This window comes from Halovenus salina (assembly GCF_026410925.1).
Classification (GTDB): Archaea; Halobacteriota; Halobacteria; order Halobacteriales; family Haloarculaceae; genus Halovenus; species Halovenus salina.
The window spans coordinates 561,248-576,553 of the sequence record NZ_CP112972.1 but is presented as its reverse complement, the minus strand read 5'-3'; the positions used below and the strand labels follow the sequence as shown (position 1 = coordinate 576,553).

Here is a 15,306-nt window from a genome sequence, read left to right as displayed (position 1 = left end):
CTGCTGTCTGGTATGGAGGCCGCAGTTGTCTATCTCCGTCACGACGGGAAACTGCTCTACTGGGAGGAGCGACCGCCCGTCCCCGTCGGCACCCGGGGCGAGACGCCGGCGGAGATGGCGAGCCGTGCAATCCGAGAGCGCGGACTGGACCCGGACTCGCTCGAACGAGTCAGGCGGGGCGACCCATTTGACGTAGCCGACCCCTCGTCTCTCGGTGCGGCGACACCGGACAGCCAGTCTCGACGGCCGCTCACGATCTATCCGTTCCTGTTTGAGTGTCCGGCTCTCCCGAGCGACGGACAACCGAGTTCGCCGGCAGAGCTATCCGACACCCCGGTGTTATGGCGTGGCTACGACCGAGTTCGGCCGACCGTGGAGACGGTGACTGCAGACACGACACACGGGTCGGCCACGCTCTCGGTCCGTGCGCTCGAAGTGCTCCGAGACGAAGCCAGTGCGCTGGCTCGCGGCGAAAGCGACTTCGACACGCCCGAGGAGATCGCTGCGGCGCTCGTGGCTGCACGCCCCACGATGACTGCGCTTGCAAACCGTGTCTGTCGCACTATTGATAATTCCAAGAACAGACGCGCCGAGACGGTTGCTGACGCTTCCAACACCGCTATCGACCGGGCGCTGTCTGCAGACGAGCAGGCGGCAGCAACTGCGGCCGAGCGCGTCGCTGGAACACGGGTCGCAACACTCTCTCGCTCTGGGACGGTCCTCTCGGCGCTGACCGACGGCAAACCGGGTGCCGTCCTCGTGGCCGAATCTCGTCCGGGCGGTGAGGGCCTTGCCGTCGCCGACGACCTCGCCGATAGCGTCGAGACCACGCTGACGAGTGACGCAGCGTTCCCGAACCAGCTTGGTGAGTGGGACACCGACATCCTGCTCGTCGGTGCTGACGCCGTCCTCCCCGACGGGCGGGTCGTCAACAAGGTCGGCACACTTGGGGCGACACTGGGAGCAGCCCATCACAGCGTCGAGGTCGTTGTCGTCACGGCGAGTGATAAAATCGCCCCCGATGACTCCTTCGACCCAGAACGACGAAACGGTCGGTTCTCGGGAATCTCGGCGGCAGTGACTTGTCACGACCCGACCTTCGAGGTCGTGGGGGCGGACTGTTACGACGTTCTCCTGACAGAGCGTGGCGTGCTCGACCGCGAGCAGATTCGCGAATTCGCCGAGGAGGCCATGCGGGTCCGGTCCCTGCTGGAGGAGTAACCCCAACTACTACCTTTTTCCCGTCGTAGTTCGACCGATGTTACTCTCTGGAACAGTTGTTGCGGACTCTACGACGGTTATCGAGGATGGTGCTGTCGTTACTGTCGACGACGAGATTGTCTTCGTCGGAACGCGCCAGGAGACTGTCGAGCGGTATCCGGACCACGAGCGTCGCTCGTTTGATATCGTCGCCCCTGGGCTGGTGGGCGCACACATCCACAGCGTCCAGAGCCTCGGCCGAGGTATCGCTGACGACGAGGAGCTGCTCGACTGGCTGTTCGACCATGTTCTCCCCATGGAGGCCGAGATGGACGCCGAGGCGATGGAGGTCGCCGCGACGCTTGGCTATCTGGAGTGTGTCGAGAGCGGCACCACGACCGTCATCGACCACCTCACGGTCAACCACGCGGAGCAGGCCTTCGAAGCGGCCGGCGCGGTCGGAATCCGCGGCGTCCTCGGGAAGGTGCTCATGGACAAGGACTCACCCGAGGGGTTGCTCGAAGCGACCGAGGCGGGCTTACAGGAGTCAAAGCGTCTTATCGAGGAGTACCACGGTGCCTTCGACGATCGTATCAGGTACGCCGTCACGCCTAGATTCGCCGTCACCTGCACCGAGGACTGCCTCCGCGGAGCACGTGACCTCGCTGACCAGCACGGGGGCGTCCGCCTACACACGCACGCGAGCGAGAACAAACGCGAGTGCGAGCGAGTCCGCGAGGAGACTGGTCGGGACAACATCGAGTGGCTCCACGAGGTCGGGCTGACGGGGCCGGACGTAGTGCTCGCTCACTGTGTCTGGACGAACGACCACGAGCGTGAGATACTCGCTGAGACCAACACGAACGTCGTCCACTGCCCGTCGGCGAACATGAAACTCGCCAGCGGCGTCGCACCCATCGAGGACTACAGAGACTGCGACATCACCGTTGCGCTGGGAAACGACGGGCCGCCCTGTAACAACACACTCGACGCGTTCTCGGAAATGCGACAGGCGAGTCTCTTGGCGAAAGCCGACAGCCTGGAGCCGACCGCCCTCCCCGCAGACAGCGTCTTCGAGATGGCCACCACGAACGGCGCGCAAGCTGCTGGATTCGACAGGGTCGGGAAGCTCGAAGCCGGCTGGAAAGCCGATGTGATTGGGATTTCGACGGATTCCTCACGGGCCACACCGGTTCACGACCCGCTTTCCCATCTTGTCTTCGCGGCTCACGGCGACGATGTCGAGCTCACGATGGTCGATGGAGCTGTCGTCTACGACCAGGGACACATGACTGTCGACGCAACCGCTGTCAGAGAGCGCGCTCGAGAACTTGCAGCACAGTACTGAAAAAACCCAGAAGACTGGGTAGGGGGTGGGGGGTAGGGGGGTAGGCACCAGATTGGCACCTATTTATCAGTTTGTGTGAGTGTATATTAAATCCTTGGCCCCATTACAGATTTTGATAGTAGTCAAGCGATGTGGTGGGTCACTCGCGATGGTCGGCACTGTTTGGAATCAGTGGGCACAGAAGATGCGTGGGGCCGGATTCGAACCGGATGGAGACGTGCTCACCAGTTGTGCGCGTCTTCCAGGGTTCGAACCCACACTACCAGATGTCAGTCTTGAATGCTGTTTGAACAAAAAATGCGTGGGACCGGATTCGAACCGGCGGACCTCTACAGGACAGCGCCCTCAACGCTGCGCCGTTGGCCTGGCTTGGCTACCCACGCTCTGCATCATATTCTCTCTGTGGGTGGATAAAAGCACTTTCGTTTGCGACTCGTGATGTGACTCGGTTACACGCCACGACGGAGCCAGGGTGTCAAAGAGGTGGGGTTTTCGACCAGATATCACCACCGAGAGAGTCTCAGCAGGAAAACTGTTCATGGAAGGCTTAAATAGGGACAGTCATCTAGCGTCCGCATGGCCAAATATTCGACCGGTAGCAGCGGAGGAAACTCCTCCGGGAGCTGCGAACTCTGTGGCGCGTCGGACGTAGAGTTGCAGACAGCAAACGTCGCCGGTGCACAGTTGGAAGTCTGTGGCAGCTGTGCCCAACACGACGACAACACCACCTCCTCCGATGACGATAGTCGCGAGAGCCGTGACAAACGCGCCGCAAAGAACATGGCGAAGATGCACGACGCCGCCAAACAGGACTCCTCCCACTGGGAGGGCGGTGCCGACTATGACGAGGACCAACTCCCGTACCTCGTCTCCGGCTACGACGAACTTGTCACGTCTGCCCGACAGGACGCCGGCTACCAGCTCGAAGAACTCGCCACCGAGCTGGGTATCGACGATAGCGACCTCCTCGCGCTCGAACAGGCCCGAGCCACGCAGGCCGGTGTCGGCGGCAGTACGGTCGCAGCCCTCGAAGAGTTCCTCGATATCACGCTCATCGAAGAGTAACCGAGAGCGATGGATGGGTACGAAACGGTCGTCTACGACCTCGACGGAACACTCGTTCGCCTGAGCGTCGACTGGGATCAGGCCAGAGCAGACACGGCGCTGGCGCTTCGCGAGCACGGCCTCGACGACAACGGGCAGACGCTCTGGGAACTGTTCGAACGTGGGGCCGACGAGGGGTTCGTCGAGCTTGTCGAACGGGAGCTAGCCGCCCACGAACGGGAGGGTGCGCGAACCTCGCTCCGCCTCGATGCTGCGGACGGGCTTCCACACGACGTTCCGACCGGCGTCTGCTCGCTCAACTGTGAGGAGGCGTGCCGGCTCGCGCTCGACCAGCACGGGCTGACAGACCACATCGAGGCTGTCGTCGGCCGTGATTCCGTCTCGTCGAAGAAACCTGACCCAGAACCCCTGCTCCGGACAGTCGACCTACTCGGTGGCTCGCCCGCAGAGACGCTCTTTATCGGGGACAGCGAACGCGACGAGATTACAGCCGACCGTGCCGGCGTAGCGTTCAGGTACGTCGAGGACTACCTCGATTCTCTCTCGGGTTAGTCCTCACGCTGTTTGCGGCGAGCGTAGAAGAAGACGCTGACAGCGATGACAAACCAGAGGACAGCGCCGGTACCCGCGGCAAACTGGGCACGCTCCGGCCAGGTTTCGAGGGTCACGAACGTCGAGAGGAGGGCCACGATGGGTGCGCCGGCCACGATGCTCGTGATGAACGTCACCTGCATCACCCACCCGTAATCGATACCCTCAGACTCCGTCCGCGTAACTTCGGGCGTCACTACGTCGGTGTATCGTCAGTACGGGTAAGCCACTAACGGTTCCCATCGTCAGCGATTGCTCCTGGGCCTCTTTATTCCTAGAATACAGGTCGACTCTGTCTATTCATAGCTAGCCAATATAGCAAGGGGAACGCGGATTGTCGGTAGAAACAACGCATGCAACGGAAACAGACCGACACACAGTGCCGAAAACATCCGGGAACAGGCCTGGGCGGGGCAAGATGCCTACCGTTGGCTAGTAGACACCGAGGCGAGGGTGTATTCCCAGACCGTATCGTCGATCAGATACCCACTACCGGAACAGGTGGCAGATACCAATGACAGAAACACAGTCCAAGGAACGAACTACGGGGTCGTCGGAGTCGGTCGTAGAGTTGTCGTCGGTCCGGCGGACGTATTATCTGGGCGAGCCAGTCGACGCACTGGATGGCGTCTCACTCTCACTGCCGGAGGGGTCGTTCACGGCGGTGATGGGACCCAGCGGGTCGGGGAAGTCGACGCTGATGAACATGATTGGCTGTCTGGATACGCCCGACGAGGGGACGGTGACGGTCAACGATCAGGATGTGGGCTCGCTTTCGGACGGGAAGCGAGCACGCCTTCGCGGGGCAGAGTTGGGATTCATTTTCCAGCAGTTCAATCTACTGCCGCGGTTGAGGGCTGCTGAGAACGTGACACTCCCGATGGTGTTCCAGAATGTCGTCGACGAGGGCCGGCGCGAGCGCGCGGAAGACCTGCTCTCTCGGGTGGGACTTGGTGACCGCCTGGACCACACACCGCCGGAACTGTCAGGCGGCCAGCGCCAGCGCGTCGCCATCGCCCGCGCCCTGGTCAACGAACCCTCGCTGTTGCTTGCCGACGAGCCGACCGGCAACCTCGATACGGAGACGGGCAGTACCATCATGGGCCTCTTTGAGGAACTGAATCAAGAGGGCCGGACGATTCTGATGGTCACCCACGAGCGCCACATCGCCGAACACGCCGACCGCATCGTCCACTTGGTCGACGGCCAGATCGAGGAAATCGAAGAACTGGGGGGTGATACGGCATGAAACTCACCGAGAGCCTGCGCATCTCCTGGCGTGCCATCACCGGCCACAAGCTCCGCTCCACGCTGACGACTCTCGGTATCGTCCTTGGTATCGGTGCCGTCATCGTGTTCATGGTGCTTGGTGGTGCTTTCGAACAGGACATCGTCGGTGAGTTCGAACAAGAAGAAAGCACGTCGATGCAGGTCCTGACGACCACAGACAGCAACTTCGGCCAGGGCGGTTTCCAGAGCAACATCTACACCCAATCCGATATCGAGGCCGTGGAGAATATCGAGGGGGTGGACTGGGTCGCACCGGACGGTGACCTGTCGGTTGTTCAACTCCGTCACGGCGGCGAGACGGTGACAGGCGGCGGCGGACTCGGCTCGTTCAGCGTAACCGCGACGGCGCCAGAACGGTTCGACCACGGCCTCTTCGAGATGGTCGACGGCGAACCATTCGAGGAGGGACAGCGCGGACAGGCAGTCGTCAACGAGGAACTGGTCGACCTCTACGACGGTGACGTCGAAGTCGGCGACGAAATCGACCTCGTATTCAAGGATGGGATGACAGAGACCGTGACGGTGACCGGTATAGTCAACGACGACACGGGGAACGGCATCCCGCCGCGTGTCCACGTCGACACCGGGTACTACCAGACGAAAATCGACGACCCTGACGGGAACCGCGAGCGGGCGTACTCGTTCCTGCTGGTCAACGCTGAGAGCTTGGACACCGTCGACCAGACCCAACAGCGAGTACAGGAGTATTTCGACGCCGAATCTGATGCCGCACAGCTAAAAGGCGACGACCAAGGTATTGATGTCCAGACCGTCGAAGACGCAGTCGAACAGTTCCAGAGCATCGTCAACCAGATTGCGGTGTTGCTGGGTGGTATCGCGGGCATCTCACTGATTGTCGGCTCCATCGGGATTGCGAATATCATGATTGTGAGCGTCACCGAGCGGACCCGTGAAATCGGTATCATGAAAGCCGTCGGGGCGCGCAAACGCGACATAATCCAGTTGTTCCTTGTCGAGGCAGTCATCCTGGGCTCTATCGGCGCAGTCCTGGGTGTGATGGCCGGCCTCGGCGTCGGCTACGTCGGTGTCTCGATTACCGGCTGGCCGATGGTCTACCCGATAAACTGGATACTCATCGCCGTGGCGGTCGGTGGCTTCGTCGGCGTCTTCTCTGGCCTCTACCCGGCCTGGCGTGCCGCACGGGTCGACCCGATTCAGGCACTTCGCCGCGAGTGATTATCCGTCGACAGCGCAGTTGTTCGGGCCGAGTTCGAGTTCGAAGGTCTCCTCGTCGGTCGCTGACTGCTGGCCGAGGTTGAGTGCGATAATCTCCTCGTAGTTGTTCGGCCTGGGCGGCAGGTTCGCCGTCACTCGCTCGATGAAGCCCTCTCTATCGTCCTCGAACGCATCGAGAGCCTGTCGTAACGAGCCAAGCCGCGCGGTGTACGTCCCGTCGCTGCTGGGTGCGGTCGTGGGTCCGACGTGTCCCGGCCCGATGATGGTCTCGTCGGGGAGTGCGGCGAACTGCTGGCGGGTCTCCCAGAGCTGCGTTGCCGCCTCTCGGGCCGCATCCTCGTCTTCGAGGTCCGGGCGGGCGACACTGTCGAGAAACAGCGAATCTCCTGTCAGGAGCAGTTCCCCGATACGGTAGCCGGTCATCTCTGTCGTATGCCCTGGGAGCCCGACAACATCGATACTCGTCTCGCCGAGTGTGAGGGTATCGCCGTCAGCGACGAACCTACCGTCGAACGTCGCCCCTCGATCCTGTGCTCGCTCGGGAACCACAACCTCGGCCTCACTCTCGGCGGCAACGGCTCTGACGCCGCTGACGTGGTCGGCGTGGACGTGCGTGTCGATGGCATACCGGAGCGTCGCACCGCGCTTGTGTGCTTGCTCGACGTACTCGCCGGCGAAGGCGCGCAGGGGGTCGATTACGGCCGCCTCCCCGTCGGAGACGAGTAGATACGCCAGGCAGCCACTTGATGGTCGATGGAACTGGACGGCGTCGAGATCTGGTCCTGTCTCGATGTGTCGCAGTTCGTCGAGCCGTGCCCACCCTTCCATGCCGTCGTCGATGGCACGCACATCCCATCCTTCGCGTGCGAGAAACTCGGCGACGTAGCGACTGGAGATGCCCTTCGCACAGCAGGTGACGAGCTGCTCGTCTGGCACGCCCTCGGGCACCGAATCTGCCGGTTCGCCGTTCTCGTCGAGAAACGCCGTAAACGGCACGTTGACCGCAGTCACGTTGGGATGTGAGATTCGCCACTGTTCAAAGGCAGATGTCGGCCGCGTGTCGAGCAGTGTCCACTCCTCGCCCTCGTCGAGTCGCCGCTTGAAGCTAGCGGCGGTAATCGACCCGACAGATTCGTCGAGCGCTGGAAACTGTCGTTCCATACGTACTGTAGCGTCGTACCCAATATGAGTGTTCGTATCACCCGTGGGATAGCCCGACACGGAAATTCGAGAACGTTATACCGCGGTATTTCAAACAACGGGCATGACCAATCGACACCGCCTGACGAGCGTCGAGACGGTCGAAGACGACGGCGCGTGGCTGTTCACCGTTCGTGACCAGCACGATATGAACCAGGAGGTGATACTCGTGCCCTGCGAGGATGGCGTGACCGCCTGGGTGAACAACTGCACCCACGAGCCCCAGCGCCTCTACCGGGACGATATCGGCGTGGTGATGCGAGACGGCGGCATTGTCTGCCCCAAACACGGCTCGATATTCGACGCGTGCTCCGGGGACTGCGGCAACGGCCCTGCTGCCGAGACGACACTGCTCAGTGTCGGTATCACAGTCGAAGACGGGTCGGTGTATCTGACCGACGACGCCGTCGATTTCCTTTGGGAGGGTGGCAACAGCTCTGACGACGACGACGATTCGGGGCCGAGTTCGACCACACATCTCACCTTCTAAGCGAATAACTCCGAGAGGAGTTACGGCGTCAATCGGTCGAAATCGAAGGGAGTGGCTTTTGTATGAGAACGAAGTAATTGAGAACAACAAATGAGTGAAGACTTCTACGATATTCTGGGTGTGTCGCAGGACGCTTCCGAGGACGAAATAGAGGAGGCGTACCGAGAGGCTGTCCGGAACTACCACCCGGACGTGAGCGACGACCCCGACGCAGAAGAGAAATTCAAGAAGGCAAAGAAGGCAAAAGAAGTGCTGACAGACGAGGAGAAACGCCGCCAGTACGACCAGATGGGTCACGAGCGATTCTCCGAGGCCGAAAAGCGCGGCGGTGTCGGCGGCGGTCGCCGCCAGGGTGGTGACCCCTTCGGCGGAGGCGGTGGGGTCAACGACGTACAGGACATCTTTGACCAGTTCTTTGGCGGCGGTGGCAGTCAGTCCCGCAGCCGCCCACAGAGCGGCCAAGACCTGAAGACGACCTTCGAAATCGATCTCGAAACCGCATACCACGGAGCGGAGAAGGAAGTGACAATCAACCGGCCAGAAACGTGTGACGACTGTGACGGTCGGGGCCACCCGCCCGGAACGGACTCGCGTGCCTGCCCGCGCTGTGACGGCCAGGGCCAGGTGACACAGGTCCAACAGACCGCCTTCGGCCGGATGCAACAGCGCTCGACCTGCCGGCGCTGTGGCGGCGAGGGGACGCTGTACGACGAGACCTGTTCGACGTGTCGTGGCGATGGTGTCGTCCGCAACGAAGCGACCCTTCAGGCAGAGATTCCTCCCGGCATTCGAAACGGACAGACACTCCGGATGGACGGCGAGGGCGCGCCGGGTGACCGAGGCGCACGCAACGGTGACCTGCTTGTCGAGATCTCAGTTGCGGACCATCCTGATTTCGAGCGTAACGGCGACGACCTCAAGACCCGCCAGCCGATTTCGTTTCCACAGGCCGTTTTCGGCGACACGATCGAGGTCGAGACCTTCGACGGCACCGTCGAGTTCGACCTCGAAGCCGGCACACAGAGCGGCGAGACGTTCCGGCTGAAAGGCAAAGGCATGCCGCGACTCCGCCGTCGGGGACAGGGTGACCTCTACGTCCAGGTCCAGGTAGTCACCCCCGACACCCTCAACGAGGAGCAACGCGAAGCCCTCGAAGCGTACGCCGAAGCCGGTGGCGAGGACGTGGAGGTCGACAGAGGCTTTTTCGACCGGCTCAAAAACAGCTTCTGAAATGGACGTATCCGAGTTCGAGACGCTGAAAGATATTGTTGCCGCGGGACGGAAACGGGAATCGACCGCACTGAATGTGGTCAGACGGCCCGCGCCGTACAGCTATCACAAGCTCTGTACAAACGTCTGGAAGGCCGGAAATCTCCTCGGTCACTACGGTGTCCACTCGGTCGGTGAGTTGGCTGTCGAAGTCGGACCGAAACGAACCGACGAAGAGAGCGATGACGCTGTCGACGTGGGTGGGCGTGGCGACATCGACTCGGCAGAGCCGTTACTTGCCGTTCTCGGCGGCGCGATGATCGGTGGGGTTGCCGACCTGACGCCCGAAGAGCCGGTTGATGCCCCCGCACTGGTCGCGCCTGCCCACTGGGATATCGAGGCAGACCCGGGCTGTACACGGCTGGCCTACGGCGGCCCGCCGACCAACCCGTCAGTCTCTCACTTCGAGCGCTTGGTCTGGAGTGAAAACCCGATTGAGCCACCCGAATCGGTCACACCGGGAGACGGTGCCCTCAGGTTCGACGGCGACACCTGGACCCATGAGGAGGTCCTCGCCGTCGTGGGTGACCTCGTCGACGAGTATGGTATCGACGAAACGACACGCGTGGTCCTCGATGCCGACGTGACGACGCCCGGCGGGTTCGTCGCAGGGCTGTTGACACCCCTCGCCGTTGGGGCACCGATTGTCGTACCTGAGGGACCCGCCGAGGAGTGGGCGGAACTGACAGACGAAGACCTCATCGTTACGAACGAGCCAACAACTGAAAACGAGGTTCTTACCGAGAACGTCACACAGTCGATGCGCGGTACTGACCGTGCATAACGCCGATTGCGAACATCACGAGTGCGAACACGACCATCGAGGGCAACACCATCGTAAGTAGGGTGTTGTTGGACATCATATCGCCTTGCGACATTCCGATGATGCCGACAGCGACGATTCCGACGATTGTGCCGATGGACACGGGCAGGCTGAATTCGACCATACCGGTGATGAGGACTCAGTATGTAAAAGATTTTATAGCGACCCTCGTCACTCGCCCGTCGGCCGGATGAGATTCGCCAACGAGACGAGTATCCCGAGTAGCCAGCCGACCGGATAGGAGATGACAAACCAGATAATCGCGTGGTCTTCCTCGGTACGGTCGTACCGGTCGCCCAGCGGCTCCGTTATCGAATCTGGTCCAGCATCGAACGCCCAACTGAACAGATCATCACCTTGGTCGATGATGATATCCCCGAGTGGTTCCCAGAACAGCGCAGCGACGACCGGCGGCAGAAACAGCGCTGTCACCGCGAAGGGATAGGCAATTAGGATAGTCAGGAGCCGACCGCCAACGCGCCAGAACCCGTACGCGAGCGCCGCGGCGAGGACGGCGACACCACTCGCTGCCGCGATACCGGTGACTGCCCCCTCTTCGAGCGCGCTCTGTAACTCCAGATAGACAGCCGCCGTCAGCCCGCCCCAGAGAAGTGCAAAGACGAGAACGACCCCAACGAAGCCGAGTCGGACGGCGGTGACGTTGAGCTTCTGTGCCTGGAACCGGACGATGTACCCGAGCAAGACGAGCGGGTAGAAGACGGCTATCACGGGCACGCCGAGCGCGTACCAGAGTCTGTACGTGATTATCTCGCGTGTCTCATCGGGCGTCCACTTGCCCAACACGGTACCCTCTACCCCACGCTGTCTGGGGAACAGCATCTCCATCCAGGTCTCGTGCATCACCCGGATGTCGTACCCAATTGCGTCAGTCAGCCCCTGTTCGTTCCCGGCAGCCATGTGGACGTAGTTGGCTACCACCCTGTTTATGCTTTCCTGACCGCGGCGCTACTCCCAGGCGTCGGGTCCGAAACCAGGATTGACCTTCCGGTCTTTGCGGGTGATGGCGTCGATGGTCTCGATTTCGTCGTCACTCAACTCCAGGGTGAGACTCTCCCAGTTGTCGCGGATGTGTTCCTCGCTCGTCGCCTTGGGGATGGCCGTGACACCTTTCTCGCGGAGCCAGGCCAGCGCGACCTGTGGCTCGCTTGCGTCGTGTTCTGCTGCGATTTCAGTGAGCGGCTCCGCGCCGATGACGTCGCTGCGGGCGAGTGGCGAGTACGCGACGAGTTCGAGTGACTCCGAGTCGGCGTACTCCCTGAGTTCCTCCTGCTGGAGGAACGGATGACACTCGACCTGGTCCGCAAACACTGGTGCGTCGAGATGTTCGCGTGCCTCGTCGACGTGGTGTGGCTCGAAGTTCGAGACGCCAACTCGGTGAATTACGTCGTCGTCGTACAGTTCGTCGAATGCACGCAGCGTCTCTGCTGGCTCGTACTCCCGTGCCGGCCAGTGGACATACAGCAGGTCGACGTACTCTGTGCCGAGTTTTTCGAGGCTCTCCTCGGTCGAGGCCAGTACGTCGTCGTAGGATAGCTGGTCGATCCAGACCTTCGTCGCGAGGAAGATGTCTTCGCGTGGCACATCTGCCTGCTCGATTCCCTCGCCAACAGCCGCCTCGTTGCCGTATATCTGGGCGGTGTCGATGTGTCGATACCCCATTTCCAGAGCCGTCTTCACGCTCTGGACGCAGTCGTCGTAGTCGTCGTTTTCCCACGTACCGAGGCCGAGCATCGGCACTCCGTCTGCCGTCGGAACGTCTGCTGGTGTTGGTGCCATACGACATTATCGGGACAGCAGCCCAAAATGCGTTCTGAAAGCGCCAAGAGCGTGTTCTTCCGGAGACATGTTCCTGTGAACGGTACGCTTTTCCCCGCCCCGGTCGGGCCTTGACAGTATGCGCGTGGCAATCCTCACCCACGGGAAGTTTCCCGACCGAGCGAAGACCGCGCTGGGCATCCTCCGGTACGGCGACCACGAGGTCGTCGCCCTCCTCGACCGAGACCGGGCTGGCCAGCGGGTCAACGACGTTGTCTCCGATGTACAGGACGCGCCAATCGTCGACTCGATGGCCGACGCTCCCGACTGCGACGCCCTCGTCGTCGGCATCGCGCCAATCGGCGGCGGCTTCGACGACTCCTGGCGCGACGACGTACGAACCGCAATCGAGCACGGCTGTGATGTGGTCGCTGGACTCCACTACTTCCTCTCCGACGACGATGAGTTCGCCCGGCTGGCCGAGGAGTGCGGGGTCGACCTCCGTGATGTCAGAAACCCGCCCGACGACCTAACCGTCGCCGAGGGGACGGCAGGCGAGGTCGATGCACAGGTGGTGCTCACAGTCGGTTCGGACTGCTCGTCGGGGAAGATGACGACCTGCTACGAACTGCGCGAAGCCGCCCGAGAGCGTGGACTCGACGCCGCTGTTGTCCCGACAGGACAGACCGGAATCATGATTTCGGGGTGGGGGATTGCCATCGACCGGGTCATCTCGGATTTCGCCGCCGGCGCGACCGAACGTCTGGTCAGACAGGCCGGCAACCACGATATTCTCTTCGTCGAGGGGCAGGGCGCGCTCGCTCACCCGGCCTACTCGGGCGTGACGACGGCGATTCTCCACGGCTCACAGCCCGACTCACTCGTGTTCTGTCACGTCGCGGGGAACGAACAGTTCGGGGGATACCCATCGTTCGACATTCCGCCGCTCCCGGAGTACGTCGAGTTGTACGAGCGGATGAGTTCGTCGCTTGGAGGTTCGACGGTCGATGCCGGTTCGATCAACACGAAAGATCTCACCGAACAGGAGGCCACAGTGGCTGTCACCGAGTTCGGGGAGGCGATAGATGCGCCGGCGACAGACCCGGTTCGTCACGGCTGTGACGAGATTCTGGACGCGATTCTCTAGTCCTCGGTCCAGGACTGGTGGACGTAGACGGTCGTCTCTCTGCCGATGGAACGGAGGTAGTAGCTCTCTTTCTCGTAGGACTCATTCAGGGTAGCTTCGGGAACAGTCTTGTCGTCCGGGATGGCGACAATCATCGGTACCTCCGCGGAGGAGGCCGATTCGACGAGCCCCTCTGGCGACCGCTCGCAGTCCGCTTCCGTGTCTGTCGTCGCGAAATACCAGTTCAGGGGCTGGGTGCTCCCCCACGACGAACAGACGGGGTGTATCTGCCACCGTCCGGTCGTGTCATCCGGAAGCGTCGAGGGTAACAGCGACGCGTACGAGTCGAAGTCCTCGCCGCGTTCACCGTAGTAGATGACAACGTCGGTCCCGTCGTGCTCGTCCGAGATACCGTCCATCTGCTCGACCAGCGGGTCCAAGTCGGAGTACGGCTGTGCGAACTGGACGAGGTCGTTGTCCGAGTCCGTATCGTCTATGTACACCGACTGGGCCGGGATGAACCACGCCCAGAGGCCGACGACCAGGACGAGCACGACCACGACTGCTGCCGGATTGATTGACGCCTCTCGGACTGTTTCTTTCGCCTGCCGCCAGCTCCAGGCCAGACCGACGGCGGCGGGAACGACAAGTGGGACGATGACGTGGACCGCGAGCCAGGCCGAATCGCCCTCAATGTGCGAGCCGAGGGGATACCCAATCAGCGAGGCGACGCCACAGTACGCCATGAACATAACGAGCGGCCGTGAGCGACCGCGAGTGTATCGCTCGAAGACAATTCCGAGAATAGCAAAAACCGTCAGAATGGGTGTATACTCGACGAGCACCGAGACGTAATCTCCGAGGAAGGAGACGTAGGTGTCGAGCGTGGTCTCCTCGGACTGTGCGAACCAGTCGACGTAGCCGCTGTATGCCTCGCCCAGTGACTCGTCGACCAGCGCAATCACGTTCGTCGGGTCGGTCAGTGTGTCACCGAGGGTTAAGGGGTCCGCGTCGGTGGCAGGGTCCAGCCGGCGGTCCAGTCCTTGTCCGCGGGGCGCAAACAGGACGACCATCGTCACGACAAATGTCAACACCATCCCGACCGCGTAATCAGCACGATACGCTGCCTGCTTGAGACGACTCCAGTAGGTCCCGAGGTTTGTCCGCAGGTACGCGAATCCGCTCTCGTCGCTTGCAGGGCTATGGAGGAACTGGTCGACCAGCAGGGCCGCCGCGCCCGCCCAGGTAACCAGATAGATGACGGCGTTCTCCTTGGAGCCGAATCCGAGCCCGAGGAATAGACCCGTCGCGAGGATGTACCGAGCCCGCCGGGTGTCCCAGAAGCGGACAAAACACCCCAGTGCCACGAACATGAACGCCGCAACCAGCACGTCGCTTCGCATGAACCGCGAGTAATAGAGCAGTACCGTATTGCTGGCGAGCAACAGCGCCAGCGCCACCGTCTCGATTCGGTCCAGATGCTCGCGGTAGAGCAGTGCTGCCGACGGGAGGAGGCCGCCGACAACTGCGACCGGCAGCCGCGCCGTGAAGTCGTTCGCGCCGAAGATATCGAACAGATTGCTCGCCGCAAGCTGTGCGAAGGGGCCGTGTTCTTCCCAGTAGTACGCCAGCGAGCCGGTCTCGTCGTAGAACTGTGCCCAGTAGGCGACGCGTGCCTCGTCCCAGTGCGCAGACCGCTCGCCAAGTGTGACGAGGCGAACGACCACCGCGAGCAGTGTCACGGCAGCGATGACACGCACCGGCGTCAGCCACGGATACCGCTCGAAGGCTGATCTGGTCACGTCTGGCTCTTCGGACGACGTCTCGGTACGTGCTGGCTCGTCGCTGTCCGGGGGAACAGCGTCGTCAGGGTCGGCGGCACCTCCGCTCATATCTACTGTCCCGGTGGGCATCGGATAGAACGGTTACGG

The 15,306-nt window shown here is 61.8% G+C and carries 16 protein-coding genes and 1 tRNA gene; 10 read left to right on the top strand and 7 right to left on the bottom strand.

All coding sequences use genetic code 11. The features are described 5' to 3' along the window. Window positions 1-12: 12 nt before the first annotated feature. Together OSC37_RS02855 and OSC37_RS02850 are read left to right on the top strand one after the other, a co-directional pair. Entirely contained in the window at window positions 13-1,221 is a 1,209-nt protein-coding gene (locus OSC37_RS02855; RefSeq protein WP_267163094.1) for an eIF2B alpha/beta/delta subunit family protein, read from the top strand. A 37-nt stretch (window positions 1,222-1,258) separates the two neighbouring features. Then, window positions 1,259-2,548: a 5'-deoxyadenosine deaminase gene (locus OSC37_RS02850; protein ID WP_267163093.1), complete on the top strand. Its 1,290-nt coding sequence runs from the start codon at window positions 1,259-1,261 to the stop codon at window positions 2,546-2,548. A gap of 298 nt (window positions 2,549-2,846) precedes the next feature. Here the strand turns inward: OSC37_RS02850 and OSC37_RS02845 are convergent. Next, window positions 2,847-2,931 (bottom strand) — tRNA-Leu (locus OSC37_RS02845). Window positions 2,932-3,124: 193 nt separating this feature from the next. On the opposite strand from OSC37_RS02845, the gene OSC37_RS02840 reads away from it, so the two are divergent. Next, the gene (locus OSC37_RS02840; RefSeq protein ID WP_267163092.1) at window positions 3,125-3,613 is read left to right on the top strand and encodes a helix-turn-helix domain-containing protein; all 489 of its coding nucleotides are present in this window, start codon (window positions 3,125-3,127) and stop codon (window positions 3,611-3,613) included. Window positions 3,614-3,622: 9 nt separating this feature from the next. Beyond that, window positions 3,623-4,165 carry an HAD family hydrolase gene (locus tag OSC37_RS02835; RefSeq protein WP_267163091.1) on the top strand — a complete coding sequence of 181 codons (543 nt, stop codon included), beginning with the start codon at window positions 3,623-3,625 and terminating at the stop codon, window positions 4,163-4,165. Here OSC37_RS02835 and OSC37_RS02830 read toward each other — a convergent pair. Continuing rightward, the gene (locus OSC37_RS02830; RefSeq protein WP_368409530.1) at window positions 4,162-4,401 is read right to left on the bottom strand and encodes a DUF5822 domain-containing protein; all 240 of its coding nucleotides are present in this window, start codon (window positions 4,399-4,401) and stop codon (window positions 4,162-4,164) included. The genes OSC37_RS02835 and OSC37_RS02830 overlap by 4 nt on opposite strands. Window positions 4,402-4,718: 317 nt before the next feature. Here OSC37_RS02830 and OSC37_RS02825 point away from each other — a divergent pair, with 317 nt between their 5' ends. Both OSC37_RS02825 and OSC37_RS02820 read left to right on the top strand, forming a co-directional pair. Further along, the gene (locus tag OSC37_RS02825; RefSeq protein WP_267163090.1) at window positions 4,719-5,453 is read left to right on the top strand and encodes an ABC transporter ATP-binding protein; all 735 of its coding nucleotides are present in this window, start codon (window positions 4,719-4,721) and stop codon (window positions 5,451-5,453) included. Continuing rightward, window positions 5,450-6,691: an ABC transporter permease gene (locus OSC37_RS02820; protein ID WP_267163089.1), complete on the top strand. Its 1,242-nt coding sequence runs from the start codon at window positions 5,450-5,452 to the stop codon at window positions 6,689-6,691. Before OSC37_RS02825 ends, OSC37_RS02820 begins: the two co-directional genes overlap by 4 nt. Here OSC37_RS02820 and OSC37_RS02815 read toward each other — a convergent pair whose 3' ends face one another. Next, on the bottom strand, window positions 6,692-7,852 hold the full coding sequence (locus OSC37_RS02815) for an MBL fold metallo-hydrolase (protein ID WP_267163088.1): 1,161 nt from the start codon (window positions 7,850-7,852) through the stop codon (window positions 6,692-6,694). 103 nt (window positions 7,853-7,955) lie between these two features. On the opposite strand from OSC37_RS02815, the gene OSC37_RS02810 reads away from it, so the two are divergent. From OSC37_RS02810 to OSC37_RS02800, 3 genes are all read left to right on the top strand, one after another. Then, window positions 7,956-8,381, top strand: coding sequence for a Rieske (2Fe-2S) protein (locus OSC37_RS02810; protein WP_267163087.1), 426 nt, complete (start codon window positions 7,956-7,958; stop codon window positions 8,379-8,381). Window positions 8,382-8,471: 90 nt separating this feature from the next. After that, window positions 8,472-9,611, top strand: a complete 1,140-nt coding sequence (gene dnaJ, locus OSC37_RS02805; RefSeq protein ID WP_267163086.1) for a molecular chaperone DnaJ — start codon at window positions 8,472-8,474, stop codon at window positions 9,609-9,611. A gap of 1 nt (window position 9,612) precedes the next feature. Further along, window positions 9,613-10,434, top strand: a complete 822-nt coding sequence (locus tag OSC37_RS02800; RefSeq protein WP_267163085.1) for a hypothetical protein — start codon at window positions 9,613-9,615, stop codon at window positions 10,432-10,434. Here OSC37_RS02800 and OSC37_RS02795 read toward each other — a convergent pair. Genes OSC37_RS02795 through OSC37_RS02785 form a run of 3 tightly spaced genes read right to left on the bottom strand, consistent with a single transcriptional unit; the run spans window position 10,400 to window position 12,270 of the window. Next, window positions 10,400-10,597: a DUF7333 family protein gene (locus OSC37_RS02795; protein WP_267163084.1), complete on the bottom strand. Its 198-nt coding sequence runs from the start codon at window positions 10,595-10,597 to the stop codon at window positions 10,400-10,402. The two genes, OSC37_RS02800 and OSC37_RS02795, sit on opposite strands and share 35 nt — an antisense overlap. A 47-nt stretch (window positions 10,598-10,644) precedes the next feature. Continuing rightward, window positions 10,645-11,391, bottom strand: a complete 747-nt coding sequence (locus OSC37_RS02790) for a hypothetical protein (protein WP_267163083.1) — start codon at window positions 11,389-11,391, stop codon at window positions 10,645-10,647. A 48-nt stretch (window positions 11,392-11,439) separates the two neighbouring features. Further along, window positions 11,440-12,270 carry an aldo/keto reductase gene (locus tag OSC37_RS02785; RefSeq protein WP_267163082.1) on the bottom strand — a complete coding sequence of 277 codons (831 nt, stop codon included), beginning with the start codon at window positions 12,268-12,270 and terminating at the stop codon, window positions 11,440-11,442. A 118-nt stretch (window positions 12,271-12,388) separates the two neighbouring features. Here OSC37_RS02785 and OSC37_RS02780 point away from each other — a divergent pair, with 118 nt between their 5' ends. Continuing rightward, entirely contained in the window at window positions 12,389-13,396 is a 1,008-nt protein-coding gene (locus OSC37_RS02780; protein ID WP_267163081.1) for an N-acetyltransferase DgcN family protein, read from the top strand. Here OSC37_RS02780 and OSC37_RS02775 read toward each other — a convergent pair. Beyond that, window positions 13,393-15,267 (bottom strand): flippase activity-associated protein Agl23, encoded by a 1,875-nt coding sequence (locus OSC37_RS02775; protein WP_267163080.1) that lies wholly within the window; start codon window positions 15,265-15,267, stop codon window positions 13,393-13,395. The two genes, OSC37_RS02780 and OSC37_RS02775, sit on opposite strands and share 4 nt — an antisense overlap. Window positions 15,268-15,306: the final 39 nt, after the last annotated feature.